General features: G+C 62.1%; 19 protein-coding genes. 11 read left to right on the forward strand and 8 right to left on the reverse strand.

Features of this window, described 5'->3' with window-relative positions; translation table 11 throughout:
• Positions 1–253: IS5/IS1182 family transposase (locus K288_RS0133405; RefSeq protein WP_027583459.1), on the forward strand; the 253-nt coding region annotated here is incomplete at its 5' end.
• A gap of 372 nt (positions 254–625) precedes the next feature.
• On the opposite strand, the gene K288_RS0133410 is transcribed toward K288_RS0133405, so the two are convergent.
• Positions 626–1,714 (reverse strand): site-specific integrase, encoded by a 1,089-nt coding sequence (locus K288_RS0133410; RefSeq protein ID WP_027583460.1) that lies wholly within the window; start codon positions 1,712–1,714, stop codon positions 626–628.
• A 169-nt stretch (positions 1,715–1,883) separates the two neighbouring features.
• On the opposite strand from K288_RS0133410, the gene dusA reads away from it, so the two are divergent.
• Positions 1,884–2,843, forward strand: coding sequence for a tRNA dihydrouridine(20/20a) synthase DusA (gene dusA / locus K288_RS0133415; protein WP_027583461.1), 960 nt, complete (start codon positions 1,884–1,886; stop codon positions 2,841–2,843).
• On the opposite strand, the gene K288_RS0133420 is transcribed toward dusA, so the two are convergent.
• The 3 genes from K288_RS0133420 to K288_RS0133430 form a co-directional block, all read right to left on the reverse strand.
• Positions 2,805–3,359, reverse strand: coding sequence for a TIGR02281 family clan AA aspartic protease (locus K288_RS0133420; protein WP_027583462.1), 555 nt, complete (start codon positions 3,357–3,359; stop codon positions 2,805–2,807). The two genes, dusA and K288_RS0133420, sit on opposite strands and share 39 nt — an antisense overlap.
• 25 nt (positions 3,360–3,384) lie before the next feature.
• Positions 3,385–3,588, reverse strand: coding sequence for a DUF1289 domain-containing protein (locus K288_RS0133425; RefSeq protein ID WP_027583463.1), 204 nt, complete (start codon positions 3,586–3,588; stop codon positions 3,385–3,387).
• Between the two features lie 271 nt (positions 3,589–3,859).
• Positions 3,860–5,461, reverse strand: a complete 1,602-nt coding sequence (locus K288_RS0133430) for a HAMP domain-containing sensor histidine kinase (RefSeq protein WP_027583464.1) — start codon at positions 5,459–5,461, stop codon at positions 3,860–3,862.
• A 455-nt stretch (positions 5,462–5,916) separates the two neighbouring features.
• Here K288_RS0133430 and K288_RS55035 point away from each other — a divergent pair, with 455 nt between their 5' ends.
• From K288_RS55035 to K288_RS0133445, 3 genes are all read left to right on the forward strand, one after another.
• Positions 5,917–6,918, forward strand: a complete 1,002-nt coding sequence (locus K288_RS55035; protein WP_275451081.1) for an alpha/beta fold hydrolase — start codon at positions 5,917–5,919, stop codon at positions 6,916–6,918.
• Positions 6,919–7,067: 149 nt separating this feature from the next.
• Positions 7,068–7,871, forward strand: coding sequence for a class I SAM-dependent methyltransferase (locus tag K288_RS0133440; RefSeq protein ID WP_084799903.1), 804 nt, complete (start codon positions 7,068–7,070; stop codon positions 7,869–7,871).
• Positions 7,872–7,945: 74 nt separating this feature from the next.
• Positions 7,946–9,271, forward strand: coding sequence for an adenylate/guanylate cyclase domain-containing protein (locus K288_RS0133445; protein ID WP_027583467.1), 1,326 nt, complete (start codon positions 7,946–7,948; stop codon positions 9,269–9,271).
• Positions 9,272–9,504: 233 nt separating this feature from the next.
• Here K288_RS0133445 and K288_RS0133450 read toward each other — a convergent pair whose 3' ends face one another.
• Positions 9,505–10,374, reverse strand: coding sequence for an NAD(P)-dependent oxidoreductase (locus tag K288_RS0133450; protein WP_027583468.1), 870 nt, complete (start codon positions 10,372–10,374; stop codon positions 9,505–9,507).
• A 193-nt stretch (positions 10,375–10,567) separates the two neighbouring features.
• On the opposite strand from K288_RS0133450, the gene K288_RS0133455 reads away from it, so the two are divergent.
• The 3 genes from K288_RS0133455 (at position 10,568) to K288_RS0133465 (ending at position 13,542) form a co-directional block, all read left to right on the forward strand.
• Entirely contained in the window at positions 10,568–11,005 is a 438-nt protein-coding gene (locus K288_RS0133455) for a VOC family protein (RefSeq protein ID WP_027583469.1), read from the forward strand.
• 118 nt (positions 11,006–11,123) lie between these two features.
• A complete protein-coding gene (locus K288_RS0133460; protein WP_027583470.1) occupies positions 11,124–12,257 on the forward strand; it encodes an Mrp/NBP35 family ATP-binding protein in 1,134 nt (377 codons plus the stop codon).
• A 196-nt stretch (positions 12,258–12,453) separates the two neighbouring features.
• Positions 12,454–13,542, forward strand: a complete 1,089-nt coding sequence (locus K288_RS0133465) for a TRAP transporter substrate-binding protein (RefSeq protein ID WP_027583471.1) — start codon at positions 12,454–12,456, stop codon at positions 13,540–13,542.
• Between the two features lie 83 nt (positions 13,543–13,625).
• On the opposite strand, the gene K288_RS0133470 is transcribed toward K288_RS0133465, so the two are convergent.
• Positions 13,626–14,792: a nucleotide disphospho-sugar-binding domain-containing protein gene (locus K288_RS0133470; RefSeq protein WP_244443351.1), complete on the reverse strand. Its 1,167-nt coding sequence runs from the start codon at positions 14,790–14,792 to the stop codon at positions 13,626–13,628.
• A 458-nt stretch (positions 14,793–15,250) separates the two neighbouring features.
• On the opposite strand from K288_RS0133470, the gene K288_RS0133475 reads away from it, so the two are divergent.
• The gene (locus K288_RS0133475; RefSeq protein ID WP_027583473.1) at positions 15,251–16,339 is read left to right on the forward strand and encodes a TRAP transporter substrate-binding protein; all 1,089 of its coding nucleotides are present in this window, start codon (positions 15,251–15,253) and stop codon (positions 16,337–16,339) included.
• Between the two features lie 66 nt (positions 16,340–16,405).
• Here K288_RS0133475 and K288_RS0133480 read toward each other — a convergent pair whose 3' ends face one another.
• Positions 16,406–17,659, reverse strand: coding sequence for an MFS transporter (locus K288_RS0133480; RefSeq protein WP_256378865.1), 1,254 nt, complete (start codon positions 17,657–17,659; stop codon positions 16,406–16,408).
• A 399-nt stretch (positions 17,660–18,058) separates the two neighbouring features.
• Here K288_RS0133480 and K288_RS0133485 point away from each other — a divergent pair, with 399 nt between their 5' ends.
• Complete coding sequence (locus K288_RS0133485; RefSeq protein WP_051334875.1) at positions 18,059–19,354, forward strand: serine hydrolase domain-containing protein; 1,296 nt, start codon at positions 18,059–18,061, stop codon at positions 19,352–19,354.
• A 273-nt stretch (positions 19,355–19,627) separates the two neighbouring features.
• Here the strand turns inward: K288_RS0133485 and K288_RS52835 are convergent, their stop codons facing one another.
• Positions 19,628–19,831: a hypothetical protein gene (locus tag K288_RS52835; RefSeq protein ID WP_152535794.1), complete on the reverse strand. Its 204-nt coding sequence runs from the start codon at positions 19,829–19,831 to the stop codon at positions 19,628–19,630.
• Positions 19,832–19,898: 67 nt separating this feature from the next.
• On the opposite strand from K288_RS52835, the gene K288_RS51085 reads away from it, so the two are divergent.
• A complete protein-coding gene (locus K288_RS51085) occupies positions 19,899–20,222 on the forward strand; it encodes a septal ring lytic transglycosylase RlpA family protein (protein WP_084799905.1) in 324 nt (107 codons plus the stop codon).
• The last annotated feature ends 147 nt before the right edge of the window (positions 20,223–20,369 follow it).

Genomic DNA, 20,369 nt, shown 5'->3' on the forward strand with positions numbered 1-20,369 from the left:
CGATACGGCCTATGACGCCGATCACTTGCGCCAAGCCATCGCCGCCAAGGGAGCGCTGGCCGTCATCCCCAACAACCCGTCACGTGCGCTCAAATATCCGCTCGACAAGCATCTCTATGCCCAGCGTCATCTCGTGGAATGCTGCTTCTCAAAACTCAAGCAGTTCCGTCGCGTCGCAACCCGCTTCGAAAAGACCGCCCGAAATTACCACGCTGTTGTCACCCTCGCAGCCATCGTCTTATGGCTGAGATAAGTGTCCACACCACCTAAAGGGGTCCCTCTGGGGTCGAAATGAACCTTTCGATCGCCGTTGTCGGAATAAGCCATTGAAATCGCAGGCAATGCGAACGCCCTCCGAGCGCGCCATAAGATCGCATCGCGCGTCCGTGGATCCCTAGACCTGTTGTCGGACCGTTGCCGTCGCAGGCTTGTTTGTCGTGAGCGTCTGGCCTGGCCCAGGTTAGCTAACGCTGGCCGTCGGTGGATGGATTTGACAGGACGCCCGTACGCGACGCGTGGGCTAAGCGTCGTTGAGATTCCGAGCCCGGTTCCGAAAACTCAGAGCGGAGGTGTAGTCGCGGTCGGGCCATGGCAGTCCGTATGCGGGTCGGCAGCCGGCGCAGCCTTACGCCAACATCTTGATAAATTCTTCCATCGACGGCTGCTGGGCGTACTGCAGCTTGAGAAGATCTTCAACTTTAAGGTTGGTGTACCGCTGCAGCTGCCGCCAATCCTTATGGCCGGTGACCAGCGCTACCTTTTCGATTGGAAGTCCTGCTTCGAACAGACGGCTCGTTCCCTCGTGACGCAGATCGTGGAAGTGCAGGTCTTCAATCTTGAGTTCATCGCATGCCCGGGTGAATGCCGCACTTACCGATCTATGGTTATGGGGAAAGACCCGCCCATAGCCTCGCGTCACAATTCGCTGCTGAAGCACGACCTCCCAGGCATCATAGCCTGTTAGATTGAGCAAAGGCACTTTCTGGTCATTTCCATCCTTATTCCTCGGGTCCTTTCTGTCCTGAATGACCACCAGTCGTTTTTTCATATCGACCAGCGGCCACTCGGGTTTGCAGATCTCTTCCTGGCGCAATGTCGTTGCGACGGCAAATCTGACGATGCGTCCCATCGGTATGAATTGCCGACGGTTCGTCTCAAAGTACTCGATGAGTTCGTCGAGTTCGTCTTGTGTTGGTCGTCGGTCACGCTCTTTGCTCTTTCCAACCAGATTGAGGTGGCTAAGCGCGACGCGTGCGAGGCGAGCTTCCTCAGCGGAAACCTCGATGCCATGCACAGCGGCGGCGTGCGTTATGATCGTACGGATGAAAGACATATCGATCGCCAACGTCGCTGGACCAGCGCCTTGCTTGGCGCGCTTTCTTCCGAACTCGATCAGCCGCTCTCGATTGAGCGCGGGCAGCTTCACGCTGCCGAGCTCAGCCTTAAGCGATGCCATCACAGCAGCCTTTGACCGGCGAGGGGGCTTTCCAACCTCGTGCATGTCTTCGTCGTGCAGATCAATCAGATCGCCAAATGTGCGAACGTCCCGCACAACGCGTGGTTTGGACGATCCATTGCGGTCAATGTTGCGCTCCATTTCGAGCGCCCATTCTTCGCCGTCCTTGCGCCGTCGGAAAGTCTCAGCCACATAACGTGTCTTGCGGCGGACTTGGACGCGCCAGTTTCCCGATGCCAATTGAGTGAAGGTCGCCACGCGTGTGCACTCCGGCTTTCGTGTGCACTATGTGTGCACCGAGAGGTCAAAACGGGTACAAACGTGTGCAATTTCGGCTAATTTGGAGTGCACACGTTCGTGCTTCATCCCATTGAGAGTGTAAGGTAAATCATTGGAATCGCAACACTATCGCTTTTCTGTGGCACCCATGATGGACTGGACCGACCGGCAGTGTCGCGTCTTCCATCGTCGGCTTTCGCGGCGCGCGCGGCTTTACTCGGAGATGTTGACCACCGGCGCCGTCATTCATGGCGACCGCGCGCGGCTGCTCGGGTTTGACGCGAGCGAGCATCCGGTGGCGTTGCAGCTTGGCGGCTCCGATCCGCGCGAGCTCGCGGCCGCGGCCAAGGTCGGTGAGGATTTCGGCTATGACGAGATCAATCTCAATGTCGGCTGCCCGTCCGATCGGGTCAAGGACGGCCGGTTCGGCGCCTGCCTGATGGCGGAGCCGGCGCTCGTTGCCGAAGGTGTCGCGGCGATGAAGCGCGCGGTGCGGGTTCCCGTGACGGTGAAATGCCGCATCGGGATCGACGACCAGGATCCGGAACTGGCGCTCGATACGTTGGCGCGCAGCGTGATCGCGGCGGGCGCGGATGCACTGATCGTGCACGCGCGGAAGGCCTGGCTGAACGGCCTGTCGCCAAAGGAGAACCGCGACATCCCGCCGCTCGACTATGATCGCGTCTATCGGCTGAAGGCCGCCATGCCCAATGTTCCCATCATCATCAATGGCGGTATCGCGAGCCTCGACGAGGCCAAGCGGCATCTGGCGCATGTCGATGGCGTGATGCTCGGGCGCGCGGCCTATCAGGAGCCATGGCGGTTGTTGTCGGTCGACCCCGATCTGTTCGATCAGGCGGCACCGCATGCCACGATGCAGGACGCGCTCGAAGCGATGATCCCCTATATCGAGGACGAACTCGCGCGCGGCACGCGGTTGCATGCGATCACGCGCCATTTCGTCGGCGCATTCTTCGCGGTGTCAGGCGCGCGCGCTTTCCGCCGGCATCTCGCCGAGCATGGCACGAGGCCGGGTGCGGGCGTGAACGTCTTGCGCGAGGCGATTGCGCTAGTTGGAAGCCGTGCGGCCGCGCCGATGGCGGCCTAGCACATCGGGATAGCCGTTCAGCATCAGCTTGTCGGCGCGGACGCCCCAGCTTTCCAGTCGATCCAGGAAGCTCATGCCGAGCAAATTGGTCTTCATCTGCCCGCGCGGCACCACCAGCGCCGGGATCGACTTTTCGACCAGCCGACCGACCGCGAGGCGATCGAGCGTCAACCGTGCCGCCTTGGTGTGGCCGCCGGCGGTTTCGAGATCGACATTGTAGTCGAGCATGTCGATCGGCAGCCCGATCGCCTTTGCGCTCTCCCAGGTCAACACTACCGAGGTCGCGCCGGTGTCGATCACCATCGGCGTGCTGACGCCGTTGATCTTGGCGCGCAGCGCGAACTCGCCGCCCTGTCCGCGCGGAATCTGCACGGCGGGGCCGGGGGTCACGACGTTCCCGCGCAACATGTGCGAGACCTGATTGCTGGCGCGCGCGATCTGTTCGGGATCGCCGTAGGCGACGACTGCGCCCGCGGTCGCAACCAGCATCAACAGCACGAGGACGATGCGGCTCATGACACCGCTTCCCGCATCCAACGCATCAGGCGCGCTTCGGGTGCGCTTCCATCCGCTCGAGGCCCGCTTCCGCCATGCGTGCGGGCAATTGTGCCATCACGGCGATGCGCTCGGCGCTGTCCATCTTGTGCCAGCACGCGATCTCCGGCAGCGTCCGCCCGCAGCCGAAGCAGAGCTCGGTCCTGGGGTCGATCATACAGACTGCGATACACGGCGTTTCTTTGCTCATCCTTCGATAGTGAAACGATTTCGATCGCGTATGCAAGCGCGTCTGGAGCGTGATCCGGAAGAGTGGAAACCGGTTTCCCCTCGCCACAAACGCGAAGCGTTTGCGCAGGAAGATCATGCTCAAACGAGAGCTGGGATCATGATCCGAATCCATTAATCGGATATTGATCCGGAGCGTTTTCGAGCGAAGTGGACACCGGTTCGTGTGAGGAAAACGCGTCAAAACAAGAATCTAGAGCTTCCGTTCTGATTCAATCAGAACCGGAAATGCTCTAGAGCCCGGTGCCTGCACTCATGATCGGCTTGTGGCGCCCCCTTTGCTTGTCCTCGGTCAAGGGAATCGAGGGTTGCGGCTGCAACGGCGGCGCTTCCTCGGCCATCGGCGCGAGCGCCGACATCACGCGTTCCGGCGGGAAGGTCACGATTACCTCGGTGCCGATGCGCAGCTTCGACTTCAGCGTGAAAGTGCCGCCATGCAGGTCGATCAGGCTCTTGGCGATCGGCAGGCCCAGTCCCGCGCCTTGTTCCGCCGACTTGATCGAGTTGGAGCCCTGGCCGAACGATGCCAGCACGATCGGAATCTCGTCCTCGGCGATGCCGGAGCCGGTATCTTTCACGCTGAGATATTGGCCGCCGGAGGCGGTCCAGCCGACCTTCAGCCAGATCTCGCCGCCTTGCGGGGTGAACTTGATCGAGTTGGACAACAAATTGAGCACGATCTGCCGTGTGGCGCGCTCGTCGACCCAGATCCGCGGCATGCCCTGCTCGAACACTTCGTGAATGGTGATGCCGCGGCTGGTCGCGCGCAGTTTCAAGAGATGGTGGCAGTCGGCGACGACATGCACCAGCGAGACCGCTTCCTCGTTGAGCTCGTAGCGGCCGGCCTCGATCCGCGACAGATCGAGGATCTCGTTGATGAGATTGAGCAGGTGGACGCCGGAATTGTGGATGTCGGCAGAGTATTCCTTGTAGACCGGCACCGCATGCGCGCCGAAGATCTCGCTCTTCATCACCTCCGAGAAGCCGAGGATGGCATTCAGCGGCGTGCGCAGTTCATGGCTCATCTGCGCCAGGAAGCGCGACTTCGCCACGTTGGCGGCTTCGGCGCGATGCCTCGCCTCGTCGGAGATCGCCTTGGACTGCTCGAGCTCGGCGATCAGCACGTCCTTCTCGGCGCGCGCCTGCAGCGTGGCGAGCGTCGTCGAGTGCAGCCGGTGGGCAAGCAGGACGAAATAGCACTCGGCGCCGAGCGCGAGCACCGCGAACACGTAATTGTCCAGGGAACCGCTCAGCACGAAACTAAGGGCGGTCGCGATCGCCACCGGCGCGGTGGCCGCCAGTGCCGCGACTGGAAGGCTCGCCGCGAGCATGCTGGAGACCGCGATCACCAGCAGCATCAGGAACATCATCATTGCATTGGAGGCGGCATCCATGCCGGCCGGGTGAGGCAGGATTACCGTCCAGAACAGGCCGTAGAGCAGATCGAGCAGGACGAACCGTGCCCGCCATTTCCGCGTCGCGGCAGGCGAGGGGGAGTCCTTCAGGAACCTGGCGCAGCTCTTCACTGTCGCGGCATGGACGCCGAGCATGCCAATGGTCCAGGCGGCCGCCACGATCGGCTCCCGCCACACGCCGAACAGCACCCCGGTGGCGACCACCAGCAGCATCACGACGTAGGATGCCGAGATCCTCGTCTGGGCATATTGGCGGAGCAGCTCGTTGTCGAATGCGGGCCGGGTCCCGCTGGTTGACGTTAACCGATCCCGTGCCTCTCGCACCCGTTGCGCTGCGGCGCGGCGGCTGTTGACCGGCGCGGCAGCCTGAGGCTCGGCCGGCAGCTGGACAACTTCAGGCTTTTCCGCGGGATCACTCATTAACAACACAAAATCCTGCCCGCGAACCGCACGGGCTTTTTGCATTGTCTATCTCTCGCGCCAAATCATTAAGCGATGACTTAGAAAGCTAAAGATTCTCGTTAACGAGAAGTTAAATTAACCATTTGGCAGCGCCCCAAACCTCCCCTTGAAAGGGTCTTGAAAAGGGAAGGGCGGTTAGCGCGTGCAACGCGCAAGCCGGGTGGGGGATCCCGCCTCCACGAACGCTGGCGCCCGTGGCAGACCCTCATCCCGACTTTCCCTTTCAGGCGGAACTGAAAGCTGGCGGTCCCGCAATAGATCGAACTCGGCGAACCTTCATGCTATAGGCCCGGGTGTCAGCGACATCACAACGACCCGAGCCATTTGCAGCCATGGGCACGACCCGGATCCGATTCTGTCAGTCCAAGGACGGAGTCCGGATTGCGTATACGCAGGGCGGACAGGGGCCGGCGATGATCGAGGTCGCGACCTGGCTCAATCACGTTGAATACGACTGGAAGAGCCCGATCTGGCAGGCGCGGCTGGCCGAACTGACGAAGAGCTACACCCTGACGCGCTATGACGGCCGCGGCTGCGGCCTGTCCGACCCGAACCCAGAGCATCTGACGTTCGACGATCTTGTTGCCGATCTCGAAGCCGTCGCCGACGCGTCCGGGCTGAAGCGCTTCATCCTGCTCGGCTGCTGCCAGGGAGCGCCAGTGGCAATCGCCTATGCGGCTCGTCACCCCGAGCGCGTCAGCCACCTCATTCTCTACGGCGCCTATGCGCGCGGGAAACTCGCCCACGATCCGGCGCCGCACGACGTCGACGAGGCCGAGACAATGCTCAAGCTGGTCGAACTCGGCTGGGGACGCGATAATCCGGTGTTTCGCCAGGTCTTCTCCTCGCTGCTGATCCCCGACAGCAGGCCGGAACACTATAACTGGTTCATGGACATGCAGCGCATGACGGTATCGCCGCAGAACGTGGTGCGCCTGATGCGAGCCCATAACGTCGTCGACGTCGGTGCCGTGCTACCCGACATCTGCAGTCCGACCCTCGTCATGCACGCGAAGAACGACCGGCGGGTGCCGTTTGCCGACGGCCATCTGGTTGCCCATTCGATTCCGAATGCGGAATTTGTGCCGCTAGACAGCAACAATCATCTCCTGCTCGCGCATCAGCCGGCGTGGCGTCAGTTCCTGGACGAGATCGCGCGGTTCGTCGCCGATCGCGGCACGGAGGCTGCGGACACCGAGTTTCTCGAACTGACGGCACGCGAACGCGAGGTGCTGGACCTTATCGCGCGCGGCCTCGACAATCCGCAGATCGCGACATCGCTGACATTGAGCGAGAAGACCGTCCGCAACCATATCAACAGCATTTTCAGCAAGCTCGGCACGCCGAACCGCGCGCAGGCGATCGTGCGTGCGCGCGAGGCGGGTCTCGGGTCCCGCAACCTCACCACGGACTGACCTTATCTGGGTCTTGAGTCCCAGACCTTTTCGTCGCCTCCGCCTAATTCGACGGCCTTCTGGGACCGGCGGCTCATGACGGACGCTGCGATGTCGCCGATCATGCGGCATCACGGCGCGTCCGCGCCGGCCGTCTCAAGGAGTGCGCAATGAGCGCGACGACAACCACAGCCACCGGGTCGGCCCCGGTGCAGGGAGAATTATGGGGCGTACGCGCCCGTGACTATGCCGAGGTGCAGGAACCGACGTTCCTTCCGCTTTACCGAAGCGCGCTGACGCGCCCCGAGGTGGCAAAAGCGAGTTCGATCCTCGATGTCGGATGCGGCACCGGGCTTGCCGCGGAAGTGTTTTCCAGGGCGATCGGCCGCGTCGCCGGCGTCGATGCGACTGCACAGTTCATCGAGATTGCGCGCCGCCGCGTCGCTGGTGGCGACTTCCATGTCGCCGAGATGGAAGCGTTGCCATATGAGGACCATTCGTTCGACGTGGTCACCGGCTTCAACTCGTTTCAATACGCAGCGTCACCGGTAAATGCGCTGCGGGAGGCGCGGCGCGTGGTGAATACCGATGGCGTTATCATCATCGCGGTCTGGGGCTTGCCGGAAACCTGCGAAGCGGCGGGACATTTGAAGGCGCTGGGATCGCTGATGCCGCCACCGCCGCCCGGTGCTCCTGGTCCGTTCGCGCTCTCCGACGAAGCCAAGCTCAAGGCGCTCGCAAGCGAAGCGGGCCTGAAGCCGGGCGCCGTCGTGGATGTCGATTGTCCGTGGATCTATCCCAATCTGGATACCGCCCTGAGCGGTCTGCTCTCATCAGGGCCGGCGGAGCGCGCGATCCGCACATCCAGCATCGAGCGCGCCCGCGATGCCATTGCGGCCGCCATCGCGCCATATCTGGCGGCGTCGGGCTACCGGTTGAACAATACGTTCCGATATCTGGTCGCCCGGCCGTGACGAGGCCAATAGTCCCGGTTGTAGGCGCAAGCGGGACTGTTTCAAATAGGAGGAACAAGCCTCCGGAGGAAACCTTGTCCCATCTTGAACTGCCTGAGACGCGGTATGCGCTGTCGGACGATATCAGCATCGCTTACCAGGTGACGGGCGACGGGCCGGTCGACATCGTCATGGTCCCCGGCCTGTTCTCGCATGTCGAGTTCATGCATGAGCTTCCGGGCTACACGGCCTTCCTGCGGCGGCTGTCGCGCTTCGCGCGCGTGGTCAGCTTGGACAAGAGGGGGCAGGGACTGTCGGACCGGATGACCGACGCGCCGTCACTGGAGACGCGCATGGACGATGTCCGCGCGGTGATGGACGCGGTCGGCTCGCGCCGCGCCGTCCTGTTCGGCTTCTCGGAGGGCTGCCCGATGAGCGCGCTGTTCGCGGCAACCTATCCGGGCCGGGTTTCACATCTGATTCTGGTCGGAGGCTATTCGCGCGCCGCAGACAGGATTCCCGACGAACTGTGGCCGGCCCGGCTGGAGCACCTCATCAAGGCGTTCGGCAGCGGAGAGATGATCAAGACTGTCACCGCGAGCCAAGCGAGTTCGGCCGATGCGGTCAGGCAGTTTGCCAGGCTCGAGCGGCTGTCGAGCAGCCCGGGCGCAATGCGGACGCTCCTGATGCTGAACCGGCAGATTGACGTCACCTCCGTCCTTCCCGACCTTCGGGTCCCGACCCTGGTGCTGCATCGGAAGATGGACATCCAGGTGCCCGTCGCGCTCAGCCGCAGGCTCAGCGAGCAAATCCCGGGCGCCCGCTATGTCGAGTATGCGGATGGCGACCACAGTTTCTGGACCGGCGACGTCGAGGCGCTCCACGGAGACATCGAGGAGTTCGTCACCGGCCATCGCGGCGCTTCGTCGGCCGAACTGGAACGCGTGCTGGCGACCGTGCTGTTCACCGATATCGTCGATTCGACCCGCAGCGCCGCTGCGATGGGCGATGAGCGCTGGCGCCGGGTACTGGATGAGCATGACCGCCTCGCGGAGGAGGTGGTCGGCAGGCACCGCGGCAATCTTGTGAAAAGCACTGGGGATGGGATCCTGGCGACGTTCGACGGCCCTGGGCGCGCTGTGCGTTGCGCGTTGGCGATCGGCGTCGCCGCCCGGAAGATCGGCCTGCCTTTGCGCGCCGGACTCCATACCGGGGAGATCGAGATTCGAGGCAGGGACATCGGCGGCATCGCCGTGCACGCCGCCGCGCGGGTTATGGCCCAGTCCGGACCGGACGAAGTGCTGGTGTCGCGCGTGGTCACCGATCTCGTCGCCGGCGCCGGGCTGAAATTCAAAGAGCGAGGTTCCTTCGACCTGAAGGGACTTCCGGGAAAGTGGGACGTCTACGCCGCGACGGCTTGATGCGAACCGCCCGAAACGGGCCATGAGCCGCATTGAACCTCCCCTCGAAAAGGGGAGGAGAAGGAGGAGAAGAAAGGCTCGCAGCCCGGGTGAAGCGAAAGCGTAACCCGGGACCGCTCGCAAACGTTGAGACGGTGCTCCCGGGTTGCGCCGAGCTTGTCATCGGGTGCGCGTTCGCGCGACCCGTTGGCTCCCCAGGCTACGGACCGATCGCAGGGGGAAGGGGACGGCGGTCAGCGCTCCAGCCGCGCCAGCAGGCTCGACGTGTCCCAGCGCTTGCCGCCCATCTTCTCGACTTCGGAATAGAACTGATCGACCAGCGCGGTCACCGGCAGGTTGGCGCCGCTGCGGCGGGCCTCCGCGATGCAGATAGAGAGATCCTTGCGCATCCATTCCACCGCGAAGCCGAAATCGTACTTGCCCTCGTTCATGGTCTTGTAGCGGTTCTCCATCTGCCAGGATTGCGCCGCGCCTTTGGAGATCACCTCGATCACGCTGGCGACGTCGAGACCCGACTTCTTGGCAAAGTGGATGCCTTCGGAGAGGCCCTGCACCAGGCCGGCGATGCAGATCTGGTTGACCATCTTGGTCAGCTGGCCGGAGCCGGCCGGTCCGAGCAGCTTGCACATCCGCGCATAGGCCGCGATGACAGGCTCGGCGCCGGCATAGGCGTCTTCCTTGCCGCCACACATCACGGTGAGCACGCCGTTCTCGGCGCCGGCCTGTCCGCCGGACACCGGCGCATCGACGAACTTGAACCCGGCCTTCTCGGCGGCGGCATTGAGCTCGCGGGCGACCTCGGCGGAAGCGGTGGTGTGGTCGACGAAGGTCGCGCCTTTCTTGACGCCGGCGAACGCGCCGTCCGGACCGATCGTGACCGAGCGCAAATCGTTGTCATTGCCGACGCAGCACATCACGAAGTCCTGGCCTTCGGCCGCGGCTTTCGGGGTCGGCGCCGCGCGGCCACCGAATTTCTCGACCCAGGCCTGCGCCTTCGCCGGCGTGCGATTGTACACCGTCACCTCGTGCCCACCCTTTTTCACGAGATGTCCTGCCATGGGGAAACCCATCACGCCGAGACCGAGAAAAGCGACTTTAGCCATGTCTACTACCTTGCTTCTTGCTTGATTGCCTTGGGATTTGCCGGCGACATTGCACGGGCCGGACGGTGTTTTTCAGGCGGGAAGCCGCAACATAAAGGCTGCGCCGCAGAGGGCAACGGCTTCGTTTGCCCGATATCAGGCGTTTTGTGCTAGGATAGTGCACCAACAAACCTCACAAAAATGGGAGTGAGACATGGGCGCAAGCGTAGGCGTGCTCGATCATTTCAACATCCGCACCCGGAAACTCGCCGAAACCGTCAAGTTCTATGAGGACGTCTTGGGCCTGGAGAAGGGCGCCCGACCGAATTTCGCCTTTCCCGGCGCCTGGATGTACAGCGAGGGCAAGCCGGTGGTTCATCTCGTGGACATTTCCCCGACCGATGAGCCGCAGAAGCCGGATTCCGGCGTGGTCCATCACGTTGCCTTCGTCAGCCGCGGTTTCACGGCGATGGAGCAGCGCCTGAAGTCCAAGGGCATGAAATTCGATTCCCGGCAGGTTCCGGGCGGCGATCTCTGGCAGATCTTTGTGCACGATCCCAACGGCGTGATGATCGAGCTGAACTACGAGGTCGCCAAGGAACAGGGCGCCGAAGCGCCGTCCGAGCGCGCCGACGACGTCGGCGGCAGGTAGGAACCTTTCGGGACGCGGCCGCAAACCGCGGAATCTATTGCGCCGGCACAACTACCCTTTTCTGCCGATCCGTCATATCTGTGACTTCAGCATGAGGATATTCGGCAGGAGAGCGGCTGTGAGCGTGACGCAGCAACAGGTTCTGGAGAAATTGGCCGGGGTGACGTCGCCGCGCGGCGTCGCCCTAACCAATGCCAACGTGCTGTCGCCGATCACGGTCAGCGACGGCAAGGTGTTCTTCTCGATCAATGTCGATGCCGCGGAAGCGCGCGCCTGGGAAAGCGTGCGCGCGCAGGCCGAGAGCGCCGTGCGCGCTATTCCGGGCGTCACTGCCGCCATGATCGCACTGACCGCCGAGCGAAAGCCCGGCTCGACCGCTCCGCCGCAACCGCACCGTCATGCCGGGGGCGGCATCGCGCCGGCCTCGACGCATCGGCCGCCGCAAGGCGCTCCGTCGCCGATGTCGCGGCAGGCGGAAATCCCCGGCATCGCCGCGGTCATCGCGGTGGCCTCGGGCAAGGGCGGTGTCGGCAAGTCGACCACCGCGCTCAATCTCGCGCTCGGCCTGCGTGATCTCGGCTTGCGCGTCGGCCTGCTCGATGCCGATATCTACGGCCCCTCGGTGCCGCGTCTGACCGGAATCCGCGAGAAGCCCGCACTCAACGACGACAAGAAGATGATCCCGATCTCCCGCTTCGGGCTCTCGATTATGTCGATCGGCTTTCTGGTCGAGGAAGACACCGCAATGATCTGGCGCGGGCCGATGGTGATGTCGGCGATCACGCAGATGCTGCGCGACGTCGCCTGGGGCACGCTCGACGTGCTGGTGGTCGACATGCCGCCCGGCACGGGCGATGCGCAGCTCACGCTGGCGCAGAATGTGCCCCTCAAGGGCGCCGTCATCATCTCGACCCCGCAGGACCTGTCCCTGATCGACGCGCGGCGCGGGCTCGCCATGTTCAGGAAGGTTAACGTGCCCGTGCTCGGCATTGTCGAGAACATGAGCTATTTCCAGTGCCCGCATTGCGGCACGCGGTCGGACATTTTCGGCCATGGCGGTGCCCGGCATGAGGCCGAGCGGCTGGGGGTGCCGTTCCTGGGCGAGATCCCGCTCCATATGGCGATCCGCACCACCTCGGATTCCGGTAATCCGGTGGTGGAAAGCGAGCCGGACGGGCCGCACGCGGCAATCTACCGCGCAATCGGGACCAAGGTCCGCGAGCAGCTCGGGCGCGTGATCGCCGCGGCTTGACGACCATTTCTGCCCGGTATTTGGGCCTGCGCCCTGCGACTTTGGTCCAGTCTCGTCATGCCAATGTCGCGTTTCCGCGGGCGGCCATCCATGTTAAACGGCCCCGCCAGAGCGCCCCGGAGCCCGAGGATTCGCCCGCCCGGAGGAGATGCTTTTGGGGACAAATGGGAAACGCCCCGCAAGGAGATGCCTTAAGATGAAGCGTCGTGACTTTTTGAAAGTTTCTGCGGCCGGTGCGGCCGCGACCGCGGTTGCCGCGCCGGCGATCGCGCAGTCTTCTCCCGAAATCAAGTGGCGTTTGACCTCAAGCTTCCCGAAGTCGCTGGACACGATCTATGGCGGCGCTGAGCAGCTGTCGAAATACGTCGCCGAGATGACCGACAACAAATTCCAGATCCAGGTGTTTGCGGCGGGCGAAATCGCCCCCGGCCTGCAGGCGCTGGACTCGACGTCGACCGGCACCGTCGAGATGTCGCACACGGTGGCCTACTACTATGTCGGCAAGGACCCGACCTTCGCCATCTACGCCTCGGTCCCGTTCGGTCTCAATGCGCGGCAGCAGAACTCCTGGTGGTATCAGGGCGGCGGCGAGCAGCTCGGCAACGAGTTCTTCAAGAAGTTCAACGTGATCGGTTTCCCCTGCGGCAACACCGGCACCCAGATGGGTGGTTGGTTCCGCAAGGAAATCAAGACGGTTGCCGATCTGTCGGGCCTCAAATTCCGCATCGGTGGCATCGCCGGCCAGGTCCTGCAGAAGGTCGGCGTGGTGCCGCAACAGCTCGCCGGCGGCGACATCTATCCGGCGCTGGAAAAGGGCACCATCGACGCCGCCGAGTGGGTCGGCCCCTATGACGACGAGAAGCTCGGCTTCCAGAAGGTCGCGAAGTACTACTACTATCCGGGCTTCTGGGAAGGCGGCCCGACTGTCCACGCTTTCGTCAATCTCGAGAAGTGGAATGCGCTGCCGAAGAACTACCAGGCGATCCTCACCAACGCGGCCGCGAACGCCAATAGCTGGATGGCCGCGCGCTACGACCTGCAGAACCCGACGGCGCTGAAGCGACTGGTTGCCGGCGGCACGCAGCTCCGCCCGTTCACCAACGAGGTGCTGGAAGCCTGCCTGAAGGCGACCAACGAGCTGTGGAGCGAAATCTCCGCCAAGAACCCCGACTTCAAGAAGTCGATCGACGCGATGCAGGCCTATCGCTCCGACGAATATCTGTGGTGGCAGGTCGCCGAATACACCTTTGACAGCTTCATGATCCGCTCGCGCACCCGCGGCTGATCAGCTCTCAAGCTACAGACGAACAGCCCGGTCCCCTCGCGGGGGCCGGGCTTTTTTATGCGTTGCGAACGGACGTCCCGGATCTAAGCGTCCGCTCCAGCTCGAACGATCTCTTCGAGTTCGCGAACGAGTGGAGCTCCGCTGACCTCGGCGGCCATGATGTCTTTGAACTGGCGGGCAGCGATGAGGAATTGAGGCTCCCGGATGAGGCGCGTGATCGCGGCGGCGATTTCCGTCTCCGCAGCGGTTGGCGGCAAGATCAGCCCCAAGCCGCGGGCTTCGACGCGTGCGGCAATGTCGCCTTGGTCGCGTCCGAACGGCATGACGAGAACCGGCCGGCCATGCATGAGCGAACGGCTCACCGTACCGTGGCCACCGTGGGTCACGACCAGTGAGACCTGCTTCATGACCGCATCATGCGGGGCACTCGCCAGCAGCCTCACGTTATCAGGCGCATGCAGGATCGTCTCTGCCACGGCTGGTCCGAGCGTCACGACCGCATCCATCTCGATGCTTCCGACCGCGTTGATCGTACGTTGCAGCGCATCCGTCTGGTCCTGATTGGTTGTGCTGAAAGAAATTAACGCACGCGGACGGTCTGGCCCGTGGGGCCAGGGAGAGATCCACGGCTTCGACCAATCCGAGGAATCCAGCAGCGGACCGATGTAGCGAACATTGCGGGGGAGGAAGTCCGGGGCAAAGTCAAACGCTGCACTTATCGCGATCAGAAACCGCGCCGGCCGGTCGAACAACTCCAGGATATGGGAGGAAGGGTCGAGCTGCAGGCTCGCACGCGCCTCGTTCAGCGTCGGCAGCCATTCGTTCAGGACAGCAACGAACCGACTGCTTGCGGCCTCGACCGCGACACGATCTTCCGGCGTCCGAGGCGCCGGCAAACAGCTGCCAATAGGCGGCTGCCCTGGAAGAGGTCGCAGGCTGATGGTGGGTGAGAGCAGGGCACAGGGAACGCGTTCAGCTTCCGCAGCAAGCACAGCGCCGAAGAGAGCGGTGTCGGTCAGCACGCCGTCAGTAGCGGCGCGCCGGATTTCATCTCTGACGTCCGCACTCTGAGCGGCGGCTGGGCCAAACAGCAGGTGATCGCAGGCGTACTGAAAGGGATCGCTGGTCCGCGCAATCGGAGAAATCTGAGGAGTCCGTTGCCAGGTCGCGAAGTGGAAGCCTGCCGCCTCGACCTCCGCACGCGCGTCGGCGCGCGCGATGAAGCGAACGCCATGGCCCTTCGCGCGCAATTGCCGTGCCGCTGTCAGTGTCGGTCCGAGATGGCCAGGTCCGCCCCAAGAGGCGACCAGGAAATTGTAGGACATGGCTTGTTTCCCATCGATCGATCAGAGGGGGCTATTGCGGGTCAGTCGACGGCGGGCTGCCGCCGGTCGGATGGGAGAGATTTAAATGCGCGCGCTACCGGACGATTGCATCTGATCGGATCTTTGTTGCGTCCGTAATCTGCATCCGTAGGCGAATGGTCCGACCCCAGGCTTTTTTGCGCGCCGCGGCGAAACTTGGCGATGGCAATCGGGGAAGGGATGTTCCATGCTGCGCTCAAGGCCTCGGCATGAAGGCCAGAGCATGATCGGGGACGGTGCTACCGGATTTCCGAAAAGGTCATGCTCAAGACATGAGCCAGGGCGCGATGAAAATTTCAAGGTCATCCCGCTCCAATGACACAGCCAACAGGGCAGGAAGCAATATGAAACGACGGGACTTCATCAAGGTTGCCGGCATTGGTGTCGCCGGTGCCTCCACTCTCGCCGCGCCGGCCATTGCGCAGTCGATGCCGGAGCTGAAATGGCGGATGACGACGAGCTGGCCGAAATCGCTCGATACGCTGCATGGCGCGGCCGAGGTCATGGCCAAGGTCGTCGGCGAGGCCACCGACAACAAATTCCAGATCCAGACGTTTGCCGCCGGCGAAATCGTGCCGGGCCTGCAGGTGCTGGATGCCGTGCAGAGCGGCACGGTCGAGATGGGCCACACCGCGTCCTATTACTATTTCGGCAAGGATCCGACTTTCACCTTCGGCTCCTCAGTGCCGTTCGGACCGAACGCACGGCTCAATCAGGCCTGGTACATGATGGGCGGCGGCAAGGAGCTCCTGAACGAATTCTACAAGGGCTACAACGTCACTTCGCTGCTTGCCGGCAACACGACGTGCCAGATGGGCGGCTGGTTCCGCAAGGAGATCAACACTGTCGACGATCTGAAGGGCTTGAAATTCCGCATCGGCGGCTTCGCCGGCCGCGTGATGCAGAAGCTCGGTTGCGTGCCGCAGCAGATCGCCGGCGGCGACATCTATCCGGCACTCGAGAAAGGCACGATCGACGCCGCCGAATGGGTCGGCCCCTACGATGACGAGAAGCTCGGCCTGCAGAAGGTCGCGCCGCACTACTACTATCCCGGATGGTGGGAGGGCGGCCCGATGCTGCTGGCGATGGTCAATCTCGAGAAGTGGAATGCGTTGCCGAAATACTACCAGGCGATTCTCGAGCAGGCCGGTCACCAAGCCAACAACTGGATGATGGCCAAGTACGACACGGTGAATCCGACCGCGCTGAAGAAGCTATTGGCGGGCGGCGCCAAGCTCCACCCCTTCTCGCCGCAGATCATGGAAGCGAGCTTCAAGGCGGCAAAGGAGCTGCACGCCGAAGTCGCGGCCGGCAACCCTAATTTCAAGAAGCTGTATGAATCGCTCTCGGCCTATTCGAGCAGCGGCTATCAATGGTTCCAGGTCGCTGAAGTCGGCTACGACAATTTCATGGCGCGCCACTCGCAGAGCTGATCGGAATTGGATCGGTCAGGGCAGGGGCCGCGGCGTATTGCTCCGCGGCGCCTGCGAACTATGCGCTTAACGACCGCCCTTCACCGGCGCCGTTTCAGGCATCAGGCTCATCGCGAGCAGTCCGACGACGGCGGCGAGCAACAGGTACCAGGCGGGCGCCAGTGGATTTCCTGAAATATGCAGCAGCCACGTGACCACGAGCTGCGCGGTGCCGCCAAAGCTTGCGATTGCGACCGCATAGACCGTGGCGAACACGCCGCCGCGGATCTGTTGGGGCAACGCCTCGGTGAAGGTCGCATAGAAAGCGGTGAACGGCAGCGATCCGATCAGCGATAGTGCGCCGAAGCCGAACAACAGCGACCACGCGCCGGGCGCACCGGCGATCCACAGGAAGATCGGATAAGTCAGCGCGACTGTGACCAGTTGCGGATAGATCATGACCGGCTTGCGGCCAAACAGGTCCGCCAGCCAGCCGCCCAGCAACGCGCCCGCGATGCCAAGACCATTGCTGACAAGCGACGTTGCAAAGGCCAGAGACGACGCCACGTGGAGCGTGTTCTGTGCATAGGTCGTCATGTATTGCGTCACATAGGTCGAAATCGTGCCGCTCGCCAAAATCATCAGCGCCAGTACGATCAGGCGAATGTGCCGACGCGCCAGCGTGAAATGGCTCGAGCTCTCGGTGCGCAGCGGGCCGCTTTTGTCTTGCGGGATCGTCTCCGGCAGCGTCCGACGCATCCAGAGCCCGAACGGCAGGCAGATGGCCCCGATCAGAAATGCCATGCGCCAGCCATAGGATTGTAGCGCCTCCGGCGTCATCGTCCTGCTCAGTATGAAGCCGACCAGTGCGCCTGTGGTGGCGGCGATCTGCTGGCTTGTCGGCTGCCATGAGACCACCAGCGCCCGCCGCTCAGGCGGGGCGATCTCCAGGAGATAGGCCGTGGTCGGCCCGACCTCGCCGCCGAGCGCAAATCCCTGCATCAAGCGCGCCACGATCACGATGATCGGCGCCGCGAGGCCGATGGCGTTATAGGAGGGGGTGATCGAGATCGCCAGGATCGCGCTCCCCATCAATGCAAAGCTCAGCAGCATTGCGGGCCGCCGGCCGACACGGTCGGAATAGATGCCAAGCACGATCCCGCCGATGGGGCGCGTGATGAAACCCGCGCCGAAGGTCGCGAGCGACAGCATCAGGCTGCCATACTCGCCTTGTGTGGGGAAGAAGGTGTGCCCGATCTGTATGGCGAAGAAGCTGTAGGTGATGAAATCGTAGAACTCGAGCATATTGCCGATCGTGGCGGCAAACGCTGCGCGTTTCACGCTGAACTCTTTGGTCCCCTCAACGCCAATCGACAACCGCAACTTCCTCGAAACGATTCAACAACGCGGATTATTGGCGAGCTCACGAGTCCTTGCAACGCATCGGGAACGTCCTCCTGCCATGCGCTCATCGCAGCCGCGGTCGACGTATTGCACTTGGCTGTGTCCGAATTGCGTGACCGGTATCCGAAGTTTGATGCGTGGCGGGGCTTCGCGTCAGTCGCGCGTACGTTTCGGCGTCGCTTCTGATTGATGTCGGATATTGAATTTCATCATCGTTTGAAGCTGAAAGGGTAGTATTTATTCCTCGTCTCTATCCAAACTTGAAATCTGGCTGCGTGGCAGTTATGCTGGTGATTATTTCCTGACGTTGCTGTTTCCAACCATTGGGGGCCTCCGATGATGCTCCGCGGGTTTTTGTCTGCAACGATTGTCGCCGTCTGCATCGCCTTTCCTGCAGTTGCCGAGCCGCTTCCGAAAGCTTCACAGCCGGAAGAGGCGGGCTTATCTGCGCAGCGGTTGAAAATTCTCGATACCGCTTTCCAGTCCGAGGTGGACCGTGGAAAGCTTGCTGGAGCTGTCGTTCTGATCCTGCGCAATGGCAAGGTCGCTTACTCGCGCGCGTTTGGATATCAAGATCGCGAGAAGCAGATCGTCATGAAGCCGGATGCAATCTTCCGCATCGCCTCCATGACCAAGCCGCTCGTATCCGTCGCGGCCATGATGCTGGTCGAGGAGGGCAAGCTCCAGCTTGTAACGCCGGTGTCGACCTTCTTGCCTGAATTCAAGGAGGTCAAAGTCGGCGTGGAGAAGGTCAACGATGGGACCGGCAAGCCCGAACTCGTGTTGGAGCCTCCTCGGCGAGAAATGACGATCCATGATCTATTGCGCCACACCTCCGGACTGACTTACGGCCAATTCGGCGACTCATTGGTCAAGCAGGCGTATCGCAGCGCAAATATCGGAGCACCGGGTGACAGCCTTGCGGCAGTCGTGAGCAAATTGGCCCAATTGCCGCTCGCCTATCAGCCAGGCACGACGTTTGAATACAGCATGTCCACCGACGTTCTCGGCCGCGTCGTCGAAGTCGTGTCCGGCATGGAGTTGGATCGGTTCATCGCCGAGCGCATAACACAGCCGCTGGGCATGCCCGACACTGGGTTCTACATATCGGAAGGGCAGGCTGGCCGCGTTGCCGAACCGCAGGTGGATGCAGCGACGGGCAAGCGACCGCCCATGCGCGACGTGAGTGTGCGTCCGAGTTGGCTCTCCGGAGGTGGCGGCATGGTGTCGACCGCACCCGACTATGCGCGGTTTTGCCAAATGCTGCTCAACGGTGGTTCATTCGAGGGCAGCCGCTTTCTCTCCCCTCGGACCGTGGCCTACATGACGACCGATCACTTGCCTTCGGGAACGCCGATAAGCCAGGCGGTACAGGGCTTCGGATCGCTCGCTCCAAGCCCGGCTCTGGGGCAAGGCTTTGGCCTCGGCTTTGCGGTGCGCACGGATGCCGGACGTAATCCGATGCCGGGATCGGTTGGAGAATTCTACTGGACCGGCTCGTCAGGGACGACCTTCTGGATAGATCCGAAAGAGGGCCTGATCGCCGTTTTGATGATACAGGTGCCGCTAAACCAGGGCGCGTACTACCGCTCTCTCATCCGGAATATGGTCTATCAAGCATTCGCCAATTGACGTTTCCGAGCAGGAAAAAGGCGATCGCGATTGCTGCTGATTTTTCTCGGCGGGCCTTCAGCAAATGCAGGAGAGCGGTGGGAACACAATTTGTCAATCTGCCGTCCGCATGATCGATCAAGCGTTTTGCATTTATCCGGAAGGTTCGCAATTTGTGGCGGTATGGTCTCGACCGCGCTCGACTACGCGCGCTTTTGCCAAGTGCCCTCAAGGGACTACTAGCGCTCTCTCATCCAAAATATCGTCTATCAGACATTCGCCAAAATAATTCTCTCAAAGAAGAAATGCGGCGATCTGCGATTTTTGTTGGTGAGAAAACTCGCGGCCGATATTAATTTCTAATCCGTCTCGCTTCGCGCAAAAATCGCTGCGCTCGGCATTCCCCTCATAAGAGACGACGTCATTGTCGCGGTGTTGGAAGCTGTTCGTCCGGGCTGACAGCACCCGGTCGCGCGCGATGCCGTATCGGCTTTGCACGCATGACGTTCTTCGGAACTTTGCGGCGCTATGAAAGTTCGACGTTCAGCATTTTCAGGAGGAGATAATGATCGGTCCGGTATGCGCCGCTTTAGCCCTCACTTGTTTTGCTGCTCCTGCATTTGCTGAAACTTGTACTGCTTCCCGCTACGGTTATGGCGGCGGCCGAACCGCATCCGGCGAGCGGATGAATCCAAGCGAGATGACCGCGGCGCACCGTTCCAGAGCGTTCGGCTCTCACGTCACGGTCACGTCACATTCAACTGGGCGTAGCGTCACGGTTCGGATCAATGACCGTGGCCCATTTGTGAAGGGACGGTGCATAGACCTGTCGAATGGTGCGGCTCGTGTGCTCGGCATGAGTGGGACCGCAATAGTCTCCCTCCGCTAAAGTGGAAACGAACACCGCCGGCGATCCACGCCGTTAGGCGCTGACGCATCGCACTGCGCTTCGTACAAAAATGGCAGCACCTCGGCTCGACCACATTTACGCTGCAATAGGAAAGGTATATTGTCCTCTTCTCTTTCGGTTCAGGGA

It is taken from the genome of Bradyrhizobium sp. Ai1a-2, assembly GCF_000426245.1.
Lineage (GTDB): Bacteria > Pseudomonadota > Alphaproteobacteria > Rhizobiales > Xanthobacteraceae > Bradyrhizobium.